The following is a 21,126-nucleotide window of genomic DNA, read 5'->3' as shown; positions in this document are numbered from 1 at the left end:
AAAATGCCTGAGTTCGGACGGGTTGGGCCGCGACCTAGTTGTAGACGAAAACCACCCTGGGTTGGCCAAGTAAACAGAAATGTCCGAAAATGTGCAAATCTAAGCACTAAGACGGCACCCAATTTAGCCAAATTCCCACATTCGTGACAATTTTTAACGCTTTTGCCGCAAAACTAACCCCTTTGGGCAATTTCCAATTACAATCGCATGGATTAATATAGTCTTACTCTAATAAAGAAGACTGCATAAGAAGACTGCATAAACAGTCCTATCAGGGCACGGTGCTCATAAAAAACATTCCGGCAAAAAGCGGGTTAACAAGACATGGCTGCGAGCTTTGGGGGATGCACAAATGTACATCGCAAGCGTAAGAACAGGGGATGCTGAGGACAATCATAATATCATAAACCTGAGAGAGACTATCGTCGTACTGGCGGATGCCGATCTCTTTTCCGAATGCCTGGTGCAGACTTTGGGTACCAGGTTTGCGGCATATGACATCGTTAGCATTTCTGACTCGAAGGCGCTTCAGGGCAAGGTTCTGGAGGGCGTCAAGCTGATCCTGCTTTACCATCTTCAATCCGAGGTAATGCAGGATACTCTACATGCAATAAGGGCAAACTCGCCCGGAATATCGATCGGGCTGGTCGTCGAGACTATCGATCTGCACGATCCATACGTCGCCAGACTTGTCGAGGGGCGAAATATTCACGGCGTTCTGCCGCTCAATCTGCGCCTCGACGTGTTCATGGCAGCGATCGACCTGCTGATGAAAGGTGGCGAACACTTCCCCTCGGCGCTGCTGCGCCGGCTCTCTGGGGACGGGCCACATGTCAGCCAGCCGCTCTATCAGGCACAGACACGTTTTGCGAACGGCCATAGACCCTATGAGGACACTATCGCCATGCGCAGCGGCAGCCTGCAGGCGCTGACCACGCGCGAGGTCCAAATATTGGATCTCATTTGCAAGGGGACACAGAACAAGATCATAGCGGACCAGCTCAGCCTGTCCGAGAATACGGTCAAAGTTCACGTCCGCAACATCTACAAAAAAATGAATGTCCGCAATCGAACGGAAGCGGCCTCACGCTTCTTCAACTCGGACAACGGGCTGGATCGCGATCCGTCACGTCGTTGGCGAAACTGATCCACATATAGGAATTGAGAGGGGACGGCCGTTCGCGACATCGTGGGCGGCCGTTTTCTGTTTGTCCGGTTCGGGCCGGATATCTTGCCGCACCGCATCGCCGGAGATCTGACCGAGGGCGATTGCCTGCCGCGCTATCTCCGCCGCATTTGCGTTAACCCTGCCACGCAGGCCGCTCATGAAAGTGGACTACATTCCCTGCACTAAAAGGCCAATACATCGCCTGAGAAATAGCTATTTAGTATACTTTGCCTAATCATTCATCAAATTTCCGTTGACGTAGCGTAAAGTCGTTTTATCATCAGCTCATAAACCAAGTTAATACCCGATTCGATATTGAGAAAAATTGGAGTTTTACACGAATTATTACTGCAAATAAATTTACGTTACTCTTCTCAATCAATGTATTTTCAGTACAGCAGGCGGCTCCATAAGAACCGTTAGTTGAGTAAGGGCAGGGGAGGTGTTGTGCGTAAATTTATTCCCGTGGATGGCGATCCCTACTCCTCGAAAGGGTTGCCATCCGTCCCTCCGCGTCACTGAAGTGGCTTTTGTCAGCGGTGGAGCACCACCACACTCTCATTTGGTCTGGAGGTGACGCCATGAGCAAGACCCGCGCCGCCAAGGCTGCTGCAATCGGCATCAGCGCCATGCGTCAGCCGTCCGTCAAACCAACCGATATTGGTCCGGCAACGGAGCGGGTATTCGAGGGCAGGGCGCGCTTCGCCAATCTGAGCGGTATAGCCCTCTGGACCGCGGCCATGACCTTCTTCTGGCTTTGGTGGCTCCGCGGCGATCACGTCATCGGCTGGCCATCCTATCTGCTGGTGACGCTGCTCCTGGCCTGGATCACCGGTCTGCCGGCCTATTTCATCTTCATCATCCATGATGCGCGACGGATGCCGCGGGGTGGTGGGCCTTTGCCTTCAGGGCGCATCGCTGTGGTCGTCACCAGAGGATCTCATGACCCCTTCCCGTTGTGCAGGCGACATTGCGGGCGGTGCTCGATCAGATCGGCTGCGACTTCGATGTCTGGTTGACCGACGAGAATCCCGATCTGGAAATGATGAAATGGTGCATGGAGCATGGCGTCTTCACCTCCACGGCGTCCAAAGGCGTCGAGGCTCCATCGCCTTGCAGGGAGGCCATTCTCACGTCTTTCTACGATCGCTTCGGCTACAAGCGATATGATTTCGTCGTGCAACTCGATGCTGGCCAGGTGCCGGACAAAACGTATCTGCGCGAAATGATTCGACCATTCCGGGATCCCAGTATCGGTTATGTCTCGGCGCCGGGCATCCCTGACGCCAATGCCGTGTCGAGCTGGGCGGCAAGGGGCAAGCTTTATGCCGAAGCCGGCGTTCGAGGCTTGCTACAGGCCGGCTATAACAATGGCTGGGCACCGCTCTGCATCGGCACGCATTGCGCCGTGCGCACCGCGGCTTTGAAAGAGACTGGTGGGCCCGGGCCCGAGCTAGCTGACGATCATTCGACATCACTTGCGATGAATGCCGGCGGCTGGCGCGGTGTGCATGCACTGGATGCGATCACCCATGGCGACGGTCCGGCGACTTTCGCCGGGGCCATGGCACAGGAATTCGACCGGTCACGCAGCCAAGCGACGGCCCTGCTGCAATATTCACGGACCGATCTGCAGAAACTGCCCGGATGGTTGAAATTCCAGTTTCTGTTCTCTCAGCTTTGGTATCCGCTATTCTCTTTAAGCCTGGCTGCCATCTTCACGCTGCCGATCATAACGCTCCTGACAGGCCATAGTTTTGTCGATGTCGCCTATCCCGCCTTCCTGCTGCATTTCCTGCCGATCGTCGGCGCGTTGATCGCATTGGCCTTTGTCTGGCGCGCGACCGGTACATTCCGGCCCGCCAACGCCAAGATCGTGAGCTGGGAGAACATAGCGCTTCTGCTGCTGCGCTGGCCCTGGTCGTTGATGGGCTCCGCAGCTGCGATTCGTGATCATGTCAAGCATTCTCCAAGCGATTTCCGCGTGACGCAGACGGAGACGGTGACACGAGCGCTGCCGCTACGCGTCGTTGCGCCTTATATCGTGCTCAGCCTTGCCTCCGCGCTGGCAATGGCCTTCGCCGTGGATCGGAAAGCTGCTCAAGGCCTCTTTATCTTCGCAGCGATCAACGCGGTGATCTACGTGGCGCTGATCGTGCTGATCACCATCCGGCATGCGATGGAAAACACACTTTCCCGTTAGCGCTCCGTGCGTTCACCTGAACACATAACGGTCGCTGGTCTGTGAATTCAGAGCTTGTCCGGTTTATAGGGTGATCTCCACCTTCAAGCCCGCGTCCGGCCACCTCCCGCACATCCCCACGCCACTGCGACATCTTTGCGACACCCCTGCGACATTTTTGACGATCCGCACAAGATCGTCCTTTGGCCTCTTGTATCGCATGCTCACTTACTATACGTGACGGTATTATAAGGTTGCTTATGAATAGCAGGCTTCTTATATCATGAACGCGACACCGACCCTTGGCTTTCTCCTGCATGACGTTGCCCGGCTTCTTCGGAAGCGGTTCGAGCAGCGCGCCAAAGATATGGGGTTGACGCGTTCGCAGTGGCAAACGCTCGCCTATCTCTCGAACAATGAGGGGATCCATCAGGCGGGCCTTGCCGAAATCTTGGAAATCGAGCCGATCACGCTGGTGCGCATCCTCGACAAGCTGGCCGAACGCGGCCTGGTCGAGCGTCGTCAGCATCCGAGCGATCGCCGAAGCTGGCTACTTTATATGCGCGAGGAGGCTCGGCCTTTGCTCGACACCATGCGCAGCATAGGCGACCAAACCCGCAAGGAGGCGTTGAATGGGGTCTCTTCCGAAGATCACGAGCGCCTTTATCAGTTGCTTACCCTTATGAAAACGAACCTGGTCCAGGCCTGCCGCGCGACGGTGGCCGACAAAGAGACAAATCATGGCTGACGCATCCTCTTCGCTTCGCGTACCTGCAAACGCAAATTCCGCCGACGAACAGACCACAATCGAACAGAACCAAGGCGCAGTTGCAGAAGCACCGTCTTCCAACCCTGCGCCTGCGCCCGCCGCGGCCGGTGCCGCCGCTCCGGTGGCAACGCACGAGAAACCGCGCAAGCGCCGCAGCCCGACGCGGCCGGTCCTCTTCGCGCTGCTGCCGGTCGCCCTCGTCATAGGCGGTTATTATTACGTCACCGGCGGGCAGATCATGTCCACGGACAATGCTTATATTCAGGCCGATATGGTCGGCGTTTCGACCGATGTTTCCGGCACGGTGATTTCGGTCGATGTGCATGACAACGAGGTGGTGAAGAAAGGGCAGGTGCTCTTCCGCCTGAAGCCCGATTCGTTCCGCATTGCGCTGGAAGGCGCGCAGGCACAGCTCGGCGCCGCCCGCAACCAAATCCTGAACCTGCAGGCGAGCTATAAGCAGGCGCTCGCCGAAATCGAGCAGGCGCAGGCGGATATTCCCTATTACCAGACCGAATATGACCGTCAGCAAAACCTGATCAACAGCTCGGTCGCCTCCAAGGCTGCCTATGATCAGGCCAAACACAATCTCGAAGCAGCTCAGCAGAAGGTCGCCGTCGCGCAGGCGCAGGCGGCAACGACACTCGCCCAGCTCGGCGGCGATGCCGACCAGCCGGTCGAGCAGAATCCGCTTTATTTGCAGGCCAAGGCAGCCGTCGACAATGCACAGCGCGAACTTGACGATACGATCGTGCGCGCACCGTTCGACGGCATTACCGCCAACGTGCCTTCGCTACAGGTCGGTGCCTATCTGAGCGCCGCGCAACAGGGTTTCTCGCTGGTTTCCACCACCAATATGTGGATCAGCGCCAGCCCGAAAGAAACCGAGCTGACCTATGTCCGCCCTGGCCAGAAGATTTCGATCTCCGTCGATGCCTATCCCGGCGTGACTTGGAAGGGAACGGTCTCGAGCATCGCGCCGGCCTCAGGCGCCAGCTTCTCGCTGCTGCCGGCGCAGAACACCACGGGTAACTGGGTGAAGGTCGTGCAGCGCATTCCGATGAAGATCAGCATCGACGACATGAACGGCAAGCCGCCGCTGCGCATGGGCATGAGTGTCGTCGCCGATGTCGATACCGGTCACGCCCGCGGTCTGCCCGATGCCGTCGCAGGTCTGCTGGGTAAATCCCACGGTCAGGACAATGAGTAACGCTGCCGCAGCTTCATCCACAGGCCCGATCGCCAACCGCGGTGCTATCACCGCCTGCGTCATCCTGGCCGTTATCATGCAGGCGCTGGACACAACCATCGCCAACGTCGCTCTGCCCCATATTCAGGGCGACGTTTCAGCCAGTGCCGACCAGATCAACTGGGTTCTGACATCCTATATCGTCGCTGCTGCGATCATGACGCCGCCGTCGGGCTTTCTGTCGGCCAAGTTCGGCCGCAAGCGCGTGCTGCTGGTTGCGATCGCGGGCTTCGTCGCCGCCTCCGTGCTGTGCGGCCTAGCGCAGTCGTTGAACCAGATCGTCGGGTTCCGTCTGCTGCAGGGCTTGTTCGGCGCAGCGCTCGTGCCGCTGTCGCAAGGCATTCTTCTTGATATCTACAATGTCGAGGAGCGGGGCAAGGCTATGGCGCTGTTCGGCGTCTCGGTCATGGTCGGTCCGGTGCTCGGACCGGTCATCGGCGGCTGGCTGACGGACAACATGACCTGGCGATGGGTGTTCTACATCAACGTGCCGATCGGCGCGCTCGCCTTCGCCGGCATCGTTGTCTATGTGATGGAAACCAAGCGGGATGCGCTCGCCAAGCTCGATCTCTTCGGCTTCGGCATGCTGTCGATCGCCATTGCCGCGCTGCAGCTTTTCCTCGACCGCGGCGAGCAACTGGACTGGTTCTACTCCGGAGAGATCATCATCGAGGCCTTGGTTTGCGCCGCCGCCTTCTATCTCTTCCTGGTCCATACATTCACGGCGGAACGTTCCTTCGTGAATCCGAGATTGTTTCTGGACCAGAATTTCACCGTCAGCATGCTGTTCATCTTCATCGTCGGCGTCACCTATCTGGCCTCGCTGGCGCTGATGACACCCTACCTGCAGACTTTGATGGGCTATCCGGTCGTTACCGCCGGTATCGTCATGGGCCCGCGCGGCGTCGGCACGATGGTGTGCATGTTCTTGGTCGGCCGGCTGATCGGGAAAGTGGACACACGCTGGCTGCTGTTCATCGGGCTCGCCCTGACCGCCTGGGCGATGTACGACATGACCGGCTGGACGCCCGATGTTTCGCAATGGACGCTGGTTTCGGTCGGCTTCGTCCAGGGGGCGGGCCTCGGCTTCCTCTTCGTGCCGCTGACGACGATCGCCTTTGCGACACTGCCGGCGCACATGCGCGGTGAGGGAACCGGCCTCTACAACCTTTCGCGCAACATCGGCTCGAGCGTCGGCATCTCCGTCGTCTCGGCGCTGATCACCGAAAACACCCAGGTCAACCACTCGACGATCGCCGCCTATGTCACGCCGTTCAACCATGCCTTCGACGCGACGGTCGCTCAGACCGTCAGCCCGCTCACGTTGGCAGGCCGCGCCGCGCTCGACGGCATGATTACCACGCAGGCAACCATCATTGCCTACATGGACGATTTCAAACTGCTGATGCTGATGTCGATCTGCGCCATGCCGCTGCTTGTGCTGCTGCGCAAACCCAAGGCGCCGCCGGCTGTCGACCACAGCATCGCGATGGAGTGACCGCGTAGCCTTTCCAGTTTCACTACGCGGTAGCATGACCGCCGGGCACCACCCCGGCGGTTTTTTTGAACAATTCCAGGAAAAGTGCTGCGGTTTTCCGCCCGGAATTGCGTTATGCCCTAAGGAAACCTGCGGCTGGCGAAACGCGAGCCGGCCGCGCCGAAGCGCCATAGCGGCTCGACGTTTTTCGTTATCCCGATCCGCTTGCCGGCAACCACCTGCACAGGCTCGGCCAGGGCAATCTCGAAGGGTGCCGCATCCAGCGCAAGCCCATTCAGGCTGATATCCACGCCTAGGGCCTGCGTCAGCTTTCCCGGCCCATTGCAGAGATCGACGCGGTCGGCAACGCCGCGCCGCCCGATCATGTCCTCGATGCCGCTCTCCGGCTCCAGTGCCCGGATGAGCACGGCGCTGGCGTCCTTGCAGACGAAATTCAGGCACCAGTGAATGCCGTAGGACCGGTAGATGTAGACACGCCCTGCCGGCCCGAACATCGCCGCATTGCGCGCCGTCGGTCCGCGAAAGCTATGGGATGCCTCGTCGTCGGGCCGATAGGCCTCCGTCTCCACGATGCGACCGCCGGCCCCTGAGACGGTGAGGCGGGTGCCGATGAGATCGGACGCAACAGTAACTGCATCGCGGGAAAAGAAGGCGGTGAGGGCAGGGCCGATAAGGGGCGGCGTGCCGATTGATAAGGGCTGGTCATCAGGCGTCATGGGCTAGGGCGGTGTCCTTTTGCATGTTCGATGTCGAATCGCTCAGATGAGGTCGCTACATTCCGGACATCATTTTCCCCGAAGTCACAGTCGGCCTGAGATTTCACCCTACCGATCTCGTATCATTTCTTTATGCGGGTTCAGAAACGAAAAGTTCTCTGATAGGGAAGGGACAATGTGAGACTCGGACTGGAAGAAAATGGCTGCTCGGGATCGATATTCAAGAAAGCTCGAATGTTCTCGTTGTGGCAATAGCGGCTTTGCCGAGGTTTCGGAGGACGACAATCCTCGCCGTCAGAATCCCGGTTTTCTCGTGGACGAAATGCCGGCGGGCTTTTCCGACGAACGCAAATCGAACGATCCGGCGAAATACATGATCCGCTGCCGCTGCGGCAGCGTCTTCCCGTTCAAGCAGAAATCTCACTATGCGCCCGGCGGCGAGCCGAGGGCATAGTCGCCATTACCTGGCTGTGCCAATTCGTTGGACGTGGAGTTCGATCAGGCCGGTTGACGCTCCGGCCCGAATAGCTGTAAAGCCAGCCGACCACATTTACTGAAGCATTGCGCTTCAGCGACAGGAAGAGTGTCCGAGTGGTTTAAGGAACCGGTCTTGAAAACCGGCGTGCGGGAAACCGTACCGTGGGTTCGAATCCCACCTCTTCCGCCATTCTATCGGCCCTAGTTGCCGTATTTCTCAGGCCACTGACTTGATGAGAAAAGCCCCGAGGTTTCTCAATTCTCCGGGAAGCGATAGACGACGTCCGCGAAGGAACCGGTCGGGAAGACGTAGAAGAATTTCAGATTGGCTGATGATTCGTTGCGGATGCCGTGTTCAGCATCGCCAGGGATGAAGACTGCGGTGCCAGCCTTGACTGTCGTCTCCTGACCGTCAATCCGCAAGATGCCGGTTCCCTCAAAGATGAAGTAGACTTCCGACGGGTCATGTCGATGGGGCTTGAGCTCGCCGCCGGGGTCAAGTTCGGCGATGCCCGCGCTCGTGCTGTCGGTGGGGGTGATATCGCTGCTCAAAAGCGTGTGCCAGGATATGGCGCCGTGAACGTGATCGTCCCATCCGTCGCGCGGGCGCTCCTCGGCTGTGGTGATAACTGCTTGCGATCGTTTTGTCATTTCGCCTCAAAAGGTGGGTCAGCAACCATGCGGAACGGTGTCACAACGCCAGCAAATGTCAATCAGACTGATATCAGGTGGCAGCGTGGTCGAATGCATCGCACTCGAAATGCGGCGTACCTGTAAGGGGATCGCAGGTTCAAATCCCACTCGCTCCGCCATCAAGTTCTGTGTGCATATCGAAGACATAGGTAACAGTTTGTACTTAAGACATGGGTGGCAATCTCGTGCCGAACGGATTGTCGATGCCGCTGGCGTCATGTGCCCCTCGCAAATGAATGTCGTTGTTCTGGCTTCTATACGAACCGGAAACTCGAACGGCATTTCGGTATGCTTTGGGTGAATTGCCGGTCACGCGCTTGAAGGCAGTACTGAAAGCGCTCTCAGATGTGTAGCCGAGCGATTGGCCAACAACGGCCACAGAGGTGGTCTCGTCCCGCAAGGCACGTTCGGCAAGGCGCATGCGCCATTCGGTGAGATAGGTCTGCGGCGCGACGCCAGCGACGTCCTGAAATGGAAAGCAAACGTCGTTCGGGACATGGCACATGCCTTGGCAAGTTCGTCGAGATGCCTGGCACGACCGGGATCACCATGCATCAATCGAAGGGCCGGAGCGATGCGTGAGTCGCCCAACGCACGCAGCCACCCGGCAGGCATGGGAACTTGGCCTGCTTCGCGGCTCAAAAGAGGCTGCGTAGGTGGATGAAGCTATGGCGTGCCTTAAGTGATTATGGGGAAGACATGGTGCCCATCTTCATGGTTCCCGGCCCGCTAATATCCTTTCTCAATCTTTTCCATCCGACATGGTCTGGGCATGTCACAATCCCGACCCCTACCTTGTCATCTCCTTCGCAACACCATTTTCGAAGGAGATGACAATGATCCACCAACGTATCGCAATCGTCTATCATAGCGGCTATGGGCATACGGGCCGTCAGGCGGAAGCCGTGAGGGCGGGGATTGAGGAGGTCGATGGCGTGGAGGCTGTGCTGCTGACCGTGGACAAGGTGGAGCGCCACTGGGATGATCTCAATGCGGCGCAAGCGATCATCTTCGGGTCGCCGACCTATATGGGCGCGGTTTCCGCGTCGTTCAAAGCGTTCCAGGAGGCAACGTCGAATGCGGTTCTCGCCAGGGGCTATCTGTGGAAGGACAAAATCGCGGCCGGCTTCACGACCTCGGGGTCACGGTCCGGTGACAAGCTTTCGACATTGATTCAGATGATGATCTTTGCGGCACAGCACGGAATGCATTGGGTCGGCCTCGATCTTCCGCCGGCGAACTGCTCTTCAACCGGCTCCGAAGAGGACATGAACCGTCTCGGTTTCTGGCTTGGCGCCGCCGCGCAGGCGAACACCGATGAGGGCCCGGAGACCGCCCCGCCCGCGTCCGATCTCGCCACAGCGCGCTATCTCGGGCGGCGTGTGGCGCTGACGACGCTGCAGTTCGTTCGTGGCCGCCAAGCCGTACCTCTCCAATACGCTCTTGTCGCCCATGACTGAAACGCCTTCCGACCCGATCTTTGCCGAGCTGCGCCCGCACCTCGTCCGGCTTGCCTACAGGATGCTCGGATCTGTCGCGGACGCGGAGGATATCGTGCAAAATGCTTGGATGCGATGGCTCGGGACCGACCCTGCCTCCGTTCGCGAACCGGCGGCATTCCTTCGGACCATCGTCACCAGACTTTGCCTGAACGAGCTAAAATCGGCGCGCCGTCGCCGGGAGTCCTATGTGGGCTCCTGGTTGCCCGAGCCGATCTTCGATCCAGAGGACGGCGATGCGGTCGATGATATAACCTTGCCCTTGATGCTGGCCTTGGAGCGCCTTTCGCCTCTGGAGCGTGCCGCCTTTCTTCTGCACGACGTGTTCGGCATGGATTTCGATGACGTCTCCTCGACGATCGGTCGCGAAGCTGCAGCTTGCCGCAAGCTTGCAAGCCGGGCGAGGGCACATGTCGCCGAGGCCCGGCCGCGCTTTGCCGTCGGCAAGGAACAGGGGCTCAAGCTTGCCACCGCCTTCTTCACGGCGTCGAGAGCTGGAGACATGGCCTCCCTTCGAGCCTTGCTTTCCGAGGATGTCATTGTCTATGCCGATGGCGGCGGCAAGGTACCGACGTCGCTGCGGCCACATATCGGGCTCGCTGCCGTCATGCTGCTTCATGAGCAGCTGGCGCGCGTTTTCTGCGCGCAGCCTTCGCAGCTGATCCACTATGCCGTCATCGATGGCTTACCAGGTTTCGTAACGGTAGAGGGCGGCGACGTTGTCCAGACGACCGCGCTACACATCGAGCAAGAAAAGGTCGTTGCAATCTATTGCACGCGCAACCCCGATAAACTCCAGCATATTATCGGCGCCATGCCTCGCTGACGGCTGCGCTTGCCGGTCGGCACGGCAACGTAACGAGCACAAAAGCGATCATGGAAGTAGCCGCACTTTAAACATTCATTAACCATAATCTTCAGAAATATCCGTTTCCGCTCAAATCCAATCGCAAATTCGACAACATGCAATCATGATTAAAGTACCGTTAGGTGATTGAAGCGTAGCAGAGTACCGGGTGAGGGATATGCCGGTGCATGCCTCTGCCATAGTAATTTGATTAACGGCGTGGGACAGATGAAATTCGATAATCGTGCGGTGACATACGCAACGGGTATGCGTTGGTTTGCTCTCTCTCTGATGTGCGCCACTGTTACCGCCTGCGGAACCTCGCAGCAGGTTGCCACGAAGCGTCAGCACGGCAAGGAATATTTCTCCGAAAAGGAATACGGCGTTAAGGCGAGCCCGCGGGTTGCCTTCAACGGACCGATCCCGAAGGGCGGCGGCCGATTCATGGTCGGCAATCCCTATGCGGTCAAGGGCAAGTGGTATTATCCCAAGGAAGATTATTCCTATAACAAGGTGGGCATCGCCTCCTGGTACGGCTCGGCCTTTCACGGACGTTTGACCGCAAACGGCGAGGTCTATGACCAGCAGGCGCTCACCGCCGCGCATCCGACGTTTCCGCTGCCGAGCTATGCGCGCGTCACCAATGTCGAAAACGGCTCCTCCATCATCGTGCGCGTCAACGACCGCGGACCTTACCATCCCGGCCGCATCATCGACCTTTCCAACAAGACGGCGCAGATGCTCGATCTTCAAAACAGCGGCACCGGCGACGTGCGCGTGCAGTATGTCGGCCGTGCCCGTATGGACGGTCATGACGACCCCTATCTGATGGCTTCGTACATTCCGAAGGGCTCGCGGCTGCCGAGCATCAATCCTGGCGGCCAGATCGCAACCGGCGTGATGGTCGCTTCGAACGGCCGCATCACCGCCGATCAACTGCCTGATTCGGATAATATCGGCCGGCCGAGCCGCCAGCAGCGCAGCTACAATACCGCGAATACCGCGCCAGCGTTCGCGCCGATCCCGAAGCCATCGCCTTATTCGGCCACCGCCTTTGCCGGTTCAACGCCGACGGCGTCCTACAATGGCACCAAGCGCAACAATCCGCCGCCGATGACCTGGAACGGCGGCGCCATGCCGTCGGTCGATCCCGTCGAGCCGACGCTGGTCGTGTTGCCTGCTATTGGCCCCATTCCCTATGAGCGCCCGGATTTTGCACCCGGCATGGCGAGCCTCGATGCGCCGTCGCTCGCCTCCACGGTTGCCGCCTATCAGGAAGCGCCCGTCAAGACGGTTTATGTCAATCTGGCTTTCGATGCTGTCATGGTGCGTAATGACGGGCTGACACAGGAGTCGATCCTCTCCGCCTATCACCGTCAGCATCAAGGTCAGGCGCAAGTCGATTGAACGGCGTCATTGCCTGAATCTTCACCTCTGACTAAAATGATTTTGGGGGTCGATGGGATTGCGGAGCCGGCATGTTAAGAGGCTTTTTTCTCGCGTTTTCCTTTCTTATCGGGGTTGAATGCCTGCCGGCCGTGGCGCAGCAGGCACCGCCGCCCGCTTTCGATACCAAGGCTGCGCAGGCCTTCATGATTGAAGCCTCCACCGGCACGATCCTGCTTGCCAAGGATGAGAATCAACCGATTTCTCCGGCGTCTCTCGCCAAGCTGATGACCCTGGATGTCGTCTTCGATGCGATCGGGCGAGGGGAGATTTCGCTCGATACCGAATATCCGGTTTCTGAAAATTCGTGGCGCAAGGGCGGTGCACCGTCGCGCACGTCGACCATGTTCGCCGCGCTGAAATCGCGCGTGCGCGTCGGCGACCTGATACAGGGCGTTGCCGTACAGCAGGCCAATGATGGCTGCATGATCCTTGCCGAAGGCATTTCTATCAGTGAAGCGGAATTCGCCCGGCGCATGACGGCGCATGCGCGCGAGATCGGCATGCCCAAAGCGGTTTTCACCAACTCCACCGGCCTTCCGGACCCTGACGATCCCAGTGGCGGCAGCAAAGTCTCCGTGCACGAGCTGGTGACGTTGGCAAAGGACCTGCAGGAAAAGCACGCCGATCTCTACAAATATTTCGGTCAGGCGGATTTCACCTGGAACAGGATCTTCCAGCGCAACCGCAATCCGATGCTTTTGCTGAACATCGGCGTCGATGGCCTTGGTACCGGCTTTGCCGAAGGCGAGGGCTATTCGATCGTCGCCTCCATCCAGCGCGACGGCCGGCGGCTGATTCTGGCGCTCGGCGGCCTGAAATCGGACAAGGAACGCACCGAGGAAACCCGCCGTGTGCTGGAATGGGGCCTCAGTAACTTCAAGAGCCAGCGTATCTTTGCCGATGGCGAAGTGATCGGCAACGTCAGCGTCTATGGCGGGGCGCAGTCCACGGTCGGCGTGCTCGCCAAAGTACCGGTCGATGTCTACGTGCCGCTCAACAATCCCGATCGCCTTTCGGCCCGCATCGTCTATCGCTGGCCGCTGACGGCACCCGTCGCAGCCGGCTACGAAGCGGGAACGCTTCGTGTCTTTTCGGGTGCGCGACTGCTGCGCGAATTGCCGCTCTATACCAAGGAGGCGGTCGCCCAGGGGACGCTTCGCAGCCGCGCCTTCGATGCCTTTCTGGAGCTGACGGAAACGCTGCTGTTCTCCTGGCTCTGGGACACGCCGACGCCAACTTGATTGTTTCCTGCCTCGCGAAATCCCTGTTTACGGCCTATATAGAATGTCAGGCGCGGTTACTTGCGTAGTTTCACCAGCGCCTATCTTGGGTTAAACAGGGCACACGTCACGCTACGGCAGAAAAGCGTAAAACAAGGGCAGGACATGATCATTGGCTGATGCAACCGGATTGTTCGTGAGCTTCGAGGGCGGGGAAGGGGCCGGCAAATCGACCCAGATTCGTCGCCTGGCGGAACGGTTGCGCGGGCTTGGCCATAACGTTTTGGTGACCCGCGAACCCGGCGGCTCGCCGGGGGCGGAAGCCGTGCGGCACGTGTTGCTCTCCGGCGCGGCCGAGATGTTCGGCACGCGGATGGAGGCGATCCTGTTCGCCGCGGCGCGCAACGATCATGTCGAAGAGGTCATCCGCCCGGCGCTGGCACGCGGAACGATCGTACTTTGCGATCGTTTCATGGATTCCTCGCGCGTGTATCAGGGCGTGACCGGCAATCTCGAACCTGATTTCATCGAAGCTCTGCAACGGGTCGCGGTCAACGGCGTGGTGCCGGACTGCACGCTGATCCTCGATATCCCCGCCGAGATCGGCCTTGAGCGCGCACGTAGGCGCGCTTCGGCGACGGCGGCACCGGATCGCTTCGAAAAAGAAGAGATGCAGACCCATGAGAAGCGTCGGGAAGCCTTTCTGGACATCGCAGCGCGCGACCCCGGCCGTTGCCACGTCGTCGACGCGCAGCGCCCGGAAGACGCAATTGCCGATGAAATTGCCGACATCATCGAAGAGCGGTTGACATTGACGGACAATATGCCGGCCTCCAGCCCGGAAGTGGCGCAATGAGCGACGAGCGGCCCGGCGTTCTGGACGGTGCGATTCCGCCTCAGGATAATATCAGACTCTTCGGCCATGAGGAGGCGGAAGCCTTTCTGGCGCAATCCTATCGCTCCGGCAAAGGCCACCATGCCATCCTGATCGAGGGACCGGAGGGCATCGGCAAGGCGACGCTCGCCTTCCGCTTCGCCAATCATGTTCTGTCTCATCCCGATCCGGCTGCCGCGCCGGTGACGATCGGCGATCCGGATCCTAATTCCGCCATCAGCCGACAGATTTCCGGCGGTGCCTCGCACAATCTGCTGCATCTTGCCCGTCCCGTCGACGACAAGACCGGCAAAGTGAAGTCCGCGATTACCGTCGACGAGGTGCGCCGCGCCGGCAAGTTCTTTTCACAGACCTCCGGCACCGGCAACTGGCGTATTGTCGTCATCGACCCGGCCGATGATCTCAATCGCAGCGCCGCCAATGCCATATTGAAAATCCTCGAGGAGCCGCCGAAGCGGGCCTTGTTTCTTGTGCTATCGCACGCGCCGGGCAAGCTGCTGCCAACCATCCGATCGCGCTGCCTGCCGCTGAAGCTGGCGCCGCTGAGCGACGATGCTTTGGGGAACGCGCTTGCGCATCTCGGCATCAGCCTGGCGCAGGGACAGGGCGCGGAGTTGCTGGCGGCGGCCAAGGGCAGCGTCAGCGAGGCGCTGAAACTGCTGAACTATGGCGGCGGCGAAATCGTCGCGGCCTATGAGCAAGTCATCGCGGCGAACGGGCCTGCCGCACGCCGGGCAATGCATCGTCTTGCCGACGCGCTGTCGGCCAAGGAAAGTGACACGATCTTCGGCTTCTTCGTGTCGCATATCGGCGACGACATCATGGCCCGGGCGAGGGCGGCTGCGCTGGAGGGGCATCTTACCGTGGCTGAAAGACTCGCCCGCCTCTATGCTGACGTCACCGAGCGGCTCAACATATCGCAGGCCTACAATCTCGATCGCAAGCAAACGATCATCACCATTCTCGGCGATCTCAAGCAGCAGCTTTCCGCCTAGCCCTGACTTTGCTCTAAGGAAAGAGCAGCTTCCAGGCGACGATCATCAGCGTGACGGCCAGGATCAGCCGCACCAGCCGCTCGTGCAAGCGCGGCGCCAGCAGGCTGCCCGTGACGATGCCGGGAATCGAGCCCAGCAGCAATGCAAACAGCATCGTCCAGTTGATCTCGCCGATGAACCAATACCCCATGCCGCCGATCAATGTCAGTGGCACGGCATGGACGATATCCGAACCGACAATCTCCCGTACATCGAGACGCGGATAGAGCACCAGCAGCACGGTGACGCCAAGCGCGCCGGCGCCGACTGACGTCATGGTGACAAGCGTACCGAGCGTAAGGCCCAGAACGATGGTCAATATAGCGATCGTCCGGGGCTTCAGTGTCCCGCGCTCGCCTCGCCATTTTCGAATGGCATCCAAAATCTGGCCGCGAAAAATCAACATCAGCGACGTTAGAAATAGAAGGCAGCCGAGGGTCAGCGTGATCGTTTGGGCGACCGCCGGGCTCTCACGGTTGACACCGGCCATGATCCACAACATGAGGAGTGCGGACGGTACGCTGCCCGAGGCAAGCAGCCCCACCACTTTCCAGTTCACCCGTCCGTGCATGCCGTGCACCGCAGTGCCGGCCGTCTTGGTGATCGCAGCATAAAGGAGATCGGTGCCGACGGCAGTGGCCGGATGGACGCCGAACAGCAAGACCAGCAAGGGCGTCATCAACGAACCGCCACCAACGCCGGTGATGCCAACCAACATGCCGACAAAAAAACCGGAAAAGGAATACAGGGGTTGGAACGAGGCCGGAAAACTCAAAACCACGGCCCTTTCAAGCCGTTGGACACGCTGCTAAATATGAAAATGAAATTCACGGCGGTCCCTGTCCTGCGCTTTGGTTTTGTGAAGGGGTAAAGCCGAGGTTGGATCGAGTCAAGCGACGACATCCACGGAGCGTGCATTGCTGCGAGCGCGAAACTTGGTGTTTCGCTCCCAGCAAACATGCGCTAAAGCGAGCAGGTGCAAGAATAACAATGACGAAACCGTAAAGCGGACCATTGCCCGATATGACCGATAAGACCGATAAGACCCCGTTCTACATCACCACCGCGATCGCCTATCCCAATGGCAAGCCGCATATCGGCCATGCCTATGAGCTGATTGCCACCGACGCAATGGCGCGCTTCCAGCGGCTGGACGGGCTCGACGTCTTTTTCCTGACCGGCACGGACGAACATGGACAGAAGATGCAGCAGACGGCGCGCGCTGAAGGCCTGACGGCACAGCAGCTCGCCGACCGCAATTCTGGCGAGTTCCAGGCGATGGGCAAGCTGCTCAACGCCTCGAACGACGACTTCATCCGCACGACGCAGGCCCGCCACCACGTGACCTCGCAGAACATCTGGAACCTGATGGCCGACGCCGGCGATATCTACAAGGATTCCTATGCCGGCTGGTATTCGGTGCGTGACGAGGCCTATTACCAGGAAAACGAAACAGAGCTTCGCGCCGATGGCGTCCGCTATGGGCCTCAGGGCACGCCGGTCGAGTGGGTGCAGGAGGAAAGCCATTTCTTCAAGCTCTCGGAATACCAGGACCGCTTGCTGAAGCATTACGAGGAGAACCCGGATTTCATCGGTCCGGCCGAGCGCCGTAACGAGGTGATCTCCTTCGTCAAATCGGGCCTCAAGGACCTGTCGATTTCGCGCACGACGTTCGACTGGGGTATCAAGGTGCCGAACGATCCGGCGCATGTCATGTATGTCTGGGTCGATGCGCTGACGAACTACATCACGGCGACCGGCTATATCGAAGACCGGAACAATCCGCGGGCAAAATACTGGCCGGCCGATGCACACATCATCGGCAAGGACATCATCCGCTTCCACGCCGTATATTGGCCGGCCTTCCTGATGTCGGCGAAGCTGCCCTTGCCGAAGCGCGTCTATGCCCATGGCTTCCTGCTCAACAAGGGCGAGAAGATGTCGAAGTCGCTCGGCAATGTCGTCGATCCGGTCAATCTGGTGAACCACTTCGGCCTGGATCAGGTGCGCTATTTCTTCCTGCGCGAAGTCTCCTTCGGCCAGGACGGCAGCTATAGCGAAGAGGCGATCGGCACGCGCATCAATTCCGATCTTGCCAATGGCATCGGCAACCTCGCCAGCCGCTCGCTGTCGATGATCGTCAAGAATTGCGACGGCAAGATCCCGGAACCGGGTGAGCTGACCGACGAGGACAAGGCGCTGCTGGCGCAGGCCGACGCGCTGCTGGCGTCCACGCGCGAGGACATGGGTAAGCAACTCATCCACCGCGCGCTGGCTTCGATCATAGCCGTCGTCTCCGAAAGCGACCGCTATTTCGCGGCCAAGAACCTTGGGCTTTGAAGAAAACCGATCCGGCGCGTATGGCAACCGTGCTCTACGTCACCGCCGATGTCGTTCGCCAGATCGGCATTCTCCTGCAGCCGTTCATGCCGGACTCTTCGGCGAAGCTGCTCGATCTGATCGCCATTCCCGCTGATAAGCGCGATTTCGCGGCGCTCGGCGAGGCCGGACGGCTCGTTCCCGGAACGCCCTTGGAAGCACCCAAACCGGTCTTCCCGCGCTATGTGGCGCCGGCGGTCGAATAAGGGTCTCTGCTGCCATGCTGATCGATACGCATTGCCATCTGGATTTTGCCGACTTCGCGGAAGAACGCGACGCGATCGTCGCGCGCGCCCATGAGATCGGCGTCAAGCAGATGGTGACCATCTCGACCCGCGTCCGCAAGCTCGATGGGCTGCTGGCGATCACCGAGCAATATCCATCCGTCTTCTGCTCGGTCGGCACGCATCCAAACAATGCCGACGAGGAATTGGATATCCAGATCGAGGATCTGGTGCGGCTCGCCAAGCAGCACGAGAAGGTCGTCGCGATCGGCGAGGCGGGGTTGGATTATTTCTACGACACCGTGAAGCCGGAAGATCAGAAGACCGGCTTCCTGCGCCACATCGCGGCTGCACGCGAAACGCAACTGCCGCTGGTCATTCACAGCCGCAGCGCTGATGAGGACATGGCCGCGATCCTGACCGAGGAAACAGGGAAGGGGGCCTTCCCCTTCATCCTGCATTGTTTCTCTTCCGGCCCGGCCCTCGCCCGCACCGGGGTCGAGCTCGGCGGCTATATTTCCTTCTCCGGCATTCTCACCTTCCCGAAGTCCGAGGAGCTGCGCGAGATCGCTAAGACGATCCCGCATGACCGGCTGCTGGTCGAGACCGATGCGCCGTATCTTGCGCCGAAGCGCTGGCGCGGCAAGCGCAACGAGCCATCCTACGTCGTCAATACGGCCGAGGTGCTGGCGGATACGATCGGCGTCAGCATGGATGAGATCGCCGCAATTACCACTGAGAATGCGTTCCGCTGCTTCTCCCGGATGACGAGGGTCTGACGGCGTGACTCACCGGCGGCGCTTCACCATCTTGGGCTGCTCGTCGTCGCCGGGGGTGCCGCGCATCACCGGCGATTGGGGCGCCTGCGATCCCAAGAATCCGAAAAACCGGCGTACACGCTCCGCCTTCATGATCGAGCAGATCGCGCCGGATGGCGGCATTACCACCGTCGTCATCGACACCGGACCGGATTTCCGCGAGCAGATGATCCGCGCTGGCGTAGGGTCCATCGACGCGGTGCTCTATACGCACGCCCATGCCGACCATATCCACGGCCTCGACGACCTGCGCGGTTTCTTCCACAATTCGCATGAGCTCATTCCGATCTATGCCGACCAGCCGACCATGGACCGCATCCGCGAGGGCTTCGGCTATTGCCTGGAAACGCCGCCGGGCAGCAACTATCCGCCGATCGTGCGGCCGATCATCATCGAAAGCCTGGACAAAAGTTTCACGGTCGAAGGGCCGGGCGGCCCGATCACCTTCTGGCCGCACAAGCAGCAGCATGGCGACATCCACTCGCTTGGTTTTCGCATCGGCGCGCTTGCTTATTGCAGCGATATCAGCGACTTCCCGGCGGAATCTGTCGAGCGAGTTCAAAACCTCGATGTCCTGATCATCGATGCGCTGCAATACCGGCCGCATCCAAGCCATCTCTCGCTGGAGCAATCGCTCGCCTGGATCGAGCGGCTGCAGCCGCGGCACGCGATCCTGACGCATATGCACACACCGCTTGATTATGCGACCGTGCTTGCGGAAACACCCGACAATGTCGAACCGGCCTACGATCAGATGCGGATCGAACTCGATGTAGAGGATGATGATCTATGAGCGAGGACAGCAAGAAGCTTTCAAGCCTGGAGCGCGTCGAGCTGGCGGCCCGTGACCTCGGCCTCGACATCGCTATAAAGCGCATGGAGCAATCGACCCGCACGGCTGAGGAAGCTGCCAATGCGGCTGGGTGCGTCGTCGGCCAGATCGTCAAATCGTTGGTCTTCGTCAACGCGGAAACTCACGGCTTGACGCTGCTTCTCGTTTCCGGCGCCCACAATGCCGATACGGGATATATTTTAGCCACTTACGGGCTTCGTCTAAAGCGCGCCGACATCGATCGCGTCCGCGACGAAACCGGCTTCGCTATCGGCGGCGTCGGTCCCATCGGCCATCGCGTAAAACTGCCGGTTTTCATCGACGAAAGCCTGTTGGGCTATGACCAGGTCTGGTGCGCGGCGGGACGGCCGGATAGCATTTTTGCCTGCGATCCCAAGATTTTGGCGGAGAAGATCGGAGCCAATGTCATTCGTGTAAGGCCGAGCTGAGACAGGTCCTGTGGGCTGCGGCTGCGGCCTCCTAATTTGAGGTCGCAACGATTCAATCATGCACTGACGGACAGTCTGCTAAGCGCAATTCCGTCACTTAGTGATTATGGGACTGCTGGAAGCCAGCCACATCGTACTGCGATACGCTTTTCGGATTCTTGGAGCTCTGCGGCACGTTGCCCGCATAGTGTGTTCCCGCGGTCCCATTTGGGTTGAACGCTGACCCTGGGGAAGAGGCGGCGTTACCCGGCGTGGCACTGCCCGTTTGAACGCTGCCAATATGTTGGCTGGGCTGACCCGTTGTCCCTGTTGCCGTGTGGACATTGGCGGCCAAAGCCAAGCCGGTGGAGCCTATGAGTAAGAATGCGCCACGCATTATCGGCGTGACGAGATGTTTCATGATGTGTTCTCCCAAAGCATTTTACGCTGTGAGGAGTGAACACTTCGGCTCGCGATTTATTCGCCGGCGCTTTCATTCTTTCACCCTCTGCGCACTAAGCGCCAACACTGACACCGCCATTCGTCACTGGAGGTATCGACGTCGAGTTCAGATTGCGCGGCATGTTTTCTAGCGGGCGAAGGGATGCTGCGCTTAACACGAGGCGGAACGCAACACTGCCAAAATGATCGATTAGTTCCATAATCTATCTTATCTGATATTTGCTTGTAGCGGCTATTTAGTAATGCGACAGTTGGGCCAGTTAGAGATGCGACAGTCTCGCCTCTCG

At 59.2% G+C, this 21,126-nt stretch carries 20 protein-coding genes, 1 tRNA gene and 2 pseudogenes; 18 read left to right on the top strand and 5 right to left on the bottom strand.

From position 1 onward, the window contains the following. Positions 1–352 precede the first annotated feature (352 nt). The 6 genes from CCGE525_RS10520 (at position 353) to CCGE525_RS10500 (ending at position 6,866) form a co-directional block, all read left to right on the top strand. Entirely contained in the window at positions 353–1,147 is a 795-nt protein-coding gene (locus CCGE525_RS10520) for a helix-turn-helix transcriptional regulator (protein WP_120704195.1), read from the top strand. Positions 1,148–1,749: 602 nt separating this feature from the next. Continuing rightward, positions 1,750–2,187, top strand: coding sequence for a hypothetical protein (locus tag CCGE525_RS39820; RefSeq protein WP_425375888.1), 438 nt, complete (start codon positions 1,750–1,752; stop codon positions 2,185–2,187). Continuing rightward, complete coding sequence (locus CCGE525_RS10515) at positions 2,148–3,371, top strand: glycosyltransferase (protein WP_425375887.1); 1,224 nt, start codon at positions 2,148–2,150, stop codon at positions 3,369–3,371. Before CCGE525_RS39820 ends, CCGE525_RS10515 begins: the two co-directional genes overlap by 40 nt. Before the next feature lie 262 nt (positions 3,372–3,633). Then, positions 3,634–4,098, top strand: coding sequence for a MarR family winged helix-turn-helix transcriptional regulator (locus CCGE525_RS10510; protein ID WP_120704194.1), 465 nt, complete (start codon positions 3,634–3,636; stop codon positions 4,096–4,098). After that, positions 4,091–5,329, top strand: coding sequence for an HlyD family secretion protein (locus CCGE525_RS10505; RefSeq protein ID WP_120704193.1), 1,239 nt, complete (start codon positions 4,091–4,093; stop codon positions 5,327–5,329). The genes CCGE525_RS10510 and CCGE525_RS10505 overlap by 8 nt, the downstream gene beginning before the upstream one ends. Beyond that, positions 5,322–6,866, top strand: coding sequence for a DHA2 family efflux MFS transporter permease subunit (locus CCGE525_RS10500; RefSeq protein ID WP_120704192.1), 1,545 nt, complete (start codon positions 5,322–5,324; stop codon positions 6,864–6,866). Before CCGE525_RS10505 ends, CCGE525_RS10500 begins: the two co-directional genes overlap by 8 nt. Positions 6,867–6,985: 119 nt before the next feature. On the opposite strand, the gene CCGE525_RS10495 is transcribed toward CCGE525_RS10500, so the two are convergent. Beyond that, positions 6,986–7,582 (bottom strand): DNA-3-methyladenine glycosylase, encoded by a 597-nt coding sequence (locus CCGE525_RS10495; protein WP_120704191.1) that lies wholly within the window; start codon positions 7,580–7,582, stop codon positions 6,986–6,988. Between the two features lie 199 nt (positions 7,583–7,781). On the opposite strand from CCGE525_RS10495, the gene CCGE525_RS10490 reads away from it, so the two are divergent. Continuing rightward, positions 7,782–8,036, top strand: coding sequence for a hypothetical protein (locus tag CCGE525_RS10490; RefSeq protein WP_120704190.1), 255 nt, complete (start codon positions 7,782–7,784; stop codon positions 8,034–8,036). A gap of 123 nt (positions 8,037–8,159) precedes the next feature. Further along, a tRNA-Ser gene (locus CCGE525_RS10485) sits at positions 8,160–8,249 on the top strand. A 65-nt stretch (positions 8,250–8,314) separates the two neighbouring features. Here the strand turns inward: CCGE525_RS10485 and CCGE525_RS10480 are convergent. Together CCGE525_RS10480 and CCGE525_RS10475 are read right to left on the bottom strand one after the other, a co-directional pair. Beyond that, the gene (locus CCGE525_RS10480) at positions 8,315–8,710 is read right to left on the bottom strand and encodes a cupin domain-containing protein (RefSeq protein ID WP_120704189.1); all 396 of its coding nucleotides are present in this window, start codon (positions 8,708–8,710) and stop codon (positions 8,315–8,317) included. Between the two features lie 205 nt (positions 8,711–8,915). After that, positions 8,916–9,364: pseudogene (locus CCGE525_RS10475) on the bottom strand (helix-turn-helix domain-containing protein); the annotation flags it as partial. A gap of 224 nt (positions 9,365–9,588) precedes the next feature. On the opposite strand from CCGE525_RS10475, the gene CCGE525_RS10470 reads away from it, so the two are divergent. From CCGE525_RS10470 to CCGE525_RS10445, 6 genes are all read left to right on the top strand, one after another. After that, entirely contained in the window at positions 9,589–10,212 is a 624-nt protein-coding gene (locus CCGE525_RS10470; RefSeq protein ID WP_120704188.1) for a flavodoxin family protein, read from the top strand. Then, positions 10,205–11,077 carry a sigma-70 family RNA polymerase sigma factor gene (locus CCGE525_RS10465; RefSeq protein WP_120704187.1) on the top strand — a complete coding sequence of 291 codons (873 nt, stop codon included), beginning with the start codon at positions 10,205–10,207 and terminating at the stop codon, positions 11,075–11,077. Before CCGE525_RS10470 ends, CCGE525_RS10465 begins: the two co-directional genes overlap by 8 nt. A gap of 249 nt (positions 11,078–11,326) precedes the next feature. After that, positions 11,327–12,505 carry a septal ring lytic transglycosylase RlpA family protein gene (locus CCGE525_RS10460; RefSeq protein ID WP_120704186.1) on the top strand — a complete coding sequence of 393 codons (1,179 nt, stop codon included), beginning with the start codon at positions 11,327–11,329 and terminating at the stop codon, positions 12,503–12,505. Between the two features lie 71 nt (positions 12,506–12,576). Continuing rightward, positions 12,577–13,788: a D-alanyl-D-alanine carboxypeptidase family protein gene (locus tag CCGE525_RS10455; protein WP_120704185.1), complete on the top strand. Its 1,212-nt coding sequence runs from the start codon at positions 12,577–12,579 to the stop codon at positions 13,786–13,788. Positions 13,789–13,939: 151 nt separating this feature from the next. Next, entirely contained in the window at positions 13,940–14,623 is a 684-nt protein-coding gene (gene tmk, locus CCGE525_RS10450; RefSeq protein WP_120704184.1) for a dTMP kinase, read from the top strand. Beyond that, a complete protein-coding gene (locus CCGE525_RS10445) occupies positions 14,620–15,657 on the top strand; it encodes a DNA polymerase III subunit delta' (RefSeq protein ID WP_120704183.1) in 1,038 nt (345 codons plus the stop codon). Before tmk ends, CCGE525_RS10445 begins: the two co-directional genes overlap by 4 nt. A 13-nt stretch (positions 15,658–15,670) precedes the next feature. Here CCGE525_RS10445 and CCGE525_RS10440 read toward each other — a convergent pair whose 3' ends face one another. Next, positions 15,671–16,414, bottom strand: a complete 744-nt coding sequence (locus CCGE525_RS10440) for a sulfite exporter TauE/SafE family protein (RefSeq protein ID WP_245472122.1) — start codon at positions 16,412–16,414, stop codon at positions 15,671–15,673. A 305-nt stretch (positions 16,415–16,719) separates the two neighbouring features. Between CCGE525_RS10440 and metG the strand changes: the two are divergent. The 4 genes and pseudogenes from metG to CCGE525_RS10420 all read left to right on the top strand — a co-directional run bounded on the left by metG (position 16,720) and on the right by CCGE525_RS10420 (position 20,398). After that, a pseudogene (gene metG, locus CCGE525_RS10435) lies at positions 16,720–18,281 on the top strand (methionine--tRNA ligase). Between the two features lie 14 nt (positions 18,282–18,295). Beyond that, positions 18,296–19,078, top strand: coding sequence for a TatD family hydrolase (locus CCGE525_RS10430; RefSeq protein ID WP_120704182.1), 783 nt, complete (start codon positions 18,296–18,298; stop codon positions 19,076–19,078). A gap of 4 nt (positions 19,079–19,082) precedes the next feature. Further along, on the top strand, positions 19,083–19,910 hold the full coding sequence (locus CCGE525_RS10425; protein ID WP_120704181.1) for an MBL fold metallo-hydrolase: 828 nt from the start codon (positions 19,083–19,085) through the stop codon (positions 19,908–19,910). Continuing rightward, positions 19,907–20,398, top strand: a complete 492-nt coding sequence (locus CCGE525_RS10420) for a YbaK/EbsC family protein (RefSeq protein ID WP_120704180.1) — start codon at positions 19,907–19,909, stop codon at positions 20,396–20,398. The genes CCGE525_RS10425 and CCGE525_RS10420 overlap by 4 nt, the downstream gene beginning before the upstream one ends. A gap of 97 nt (positions 20,399–20,495) precedes the next feature. Here CCGE525_RS10420 and CCGE525_RS10415 read toward each other — a convergent pair whose 3' ends face one another. Beyond that, positions 20,496–20,798 carry an adenylate cyclase gene (locus CCGE525_RS10415; protein WP_205587446.1) on the bottom strand — a complete coding sequence of 101 codons (303 nt, stop codon included), beginning with the start codon at positions 20,796–20,798 and terminating at the stop codon, positions 20,496–20,498. Positions 20,799–21,126: the final 328 nt, after the last annotated feature.

The organism is Rhizobium jaguaris, from assembly GCF_003627755.1.
GTDB classification, from domain to species: Bacteria; Pseudomonadota; Alphaproteobacteria; order Rhizobiales; family Rhizobiaceae; genus Rhizobium; species Rhizobium jaguaris.
This window is presented reverse-complemented; position numbering and strand designations above follow the sequence as displayed.

Excerpts from the sequence above, each read along its gene's own strand:
- CCGE525_RS10520 (WP_120704195.1), top strand. The coding sequence starts at position 353 with ATGTACATCGCAAGCGTAAGAACAGGGGATGCTGAGGACAATCATAAT.
- CCGE525_RS39820 (WP_425375888.1), top strand. The coding sequence starts at position 1,750 with ATGAGCAAGACCCGCGCCGCCAAGGCTGCTGCAATCGGCATCAGCGCC.
- CCGE525_RS10510 (WP_120704194.1), top strand. The coding sequence starts at position 3,634 with ATGAACGCGACACCGACCCTTGGCTTTCTCCTGCATGACGTTGCCCGG.
- CCGE525_RS10505 (WP_120704193.1), top strand. The coding sequence starts at position 4,091 with ATGGCTGACGCATCCTCTTCGCTTCGCGTACCTGCAAACGCAAATTCC.
- CCGE525_RS10500 (WP_120704192.1), top strand. The coding sequence starts at position 5,322 with ATGAGTAACGCTGCCGCAGCTTCATCCACAGGCCCGATCGCCAACCGC.
- CCGE525_RS10495 (WP_120704191.1), bottom strand. The coding sequence starts at position 7,582 with ATGACGCCTGATGACCAGCCCTTATCAATCGGCACGCCGCCCCTTATC.
- CCGE525_RS10490 (WP_120704190.1), top strand. The coding sequence starts at position 7,782 with ATGGCTGCTCGGGATCGATATTCAAGAAAGCTCGAATGTTCTCGTTGT.
- CCGE525_RS10480 (WP_120704189.1), bottom strand. The coding sequence starts at position 8,710 with ATGACAAAACGATCGCAAGCAGTTATCACCACAGCCGAGGAGCGCCCG.
- CCGE525_RS10470 (WP_120704188.1), top strand. The coding sequence starts at position 9,589 with ATGATCCACCAACGTATCGCAATCGTCTATCATAGCGGCTATGGGCAT.
- CCGE525_RS10465 (WP_120704187.1), top strand. The coding sequence starts at position 10,205 with ATGACTGAAACGCCTTCCGACCCGATCTTTGCCGAGCTGCGCCCGCAC.
- CCGE525_RS10460 (WP_120704186.1), top strand. The coding sequence starts at position 11,327 with ATGAAATTCGATAATCGTGCGGTGACATACGCAACGGGTATGCGTTGG.
- CCGE525_RS10455 (WP_120704185.1), top strand. The coding sequence starts at position 12,577 with ATGTTAAGAGGCTTTTTTCTCGCGTTTTCCTTTCTTATCGGGGTTGAA.
- CCGE525_RS10445 (WP_120704183.1), top strand. The coding sequence starts at position 14,620 with ATGAGCGACGAGCGGCCCGGCGTTCTGGACGGTGCGATTCCGCCTCAG.
- CCGE525_RS10440 (WP_245472122.1), bottom strand. The coding sequence starts at position 16,414 with ATGTTGGTTGGCATCACCGGCGTTGGTGGCGGTTCGTTGATGACGCCC.
- CCGE525_RS10430 (WP_120704182.1), top strand. The coding sequence starts at position 18,296 with ATGCTGATCGATACGCATTGCCATCTGGATTTTGCCGACTTCGCGGAA.
- CCGE525_RS10420 (WP_120704180.1), top strand. The coding sequence starts at position 19,907 with ATGAGCGAGGACAGCAAGAAGCTTTCAAGCCTGGAGCGCGTCGAGCTG.
- CCGE525_RS10415 (WP_205587446.1), bottom strand. The coding sequence starts at position 20,798 with ATGAAACATCTCGTCACGCCGATAATGCGTGGCGCATTCTTACTCATA.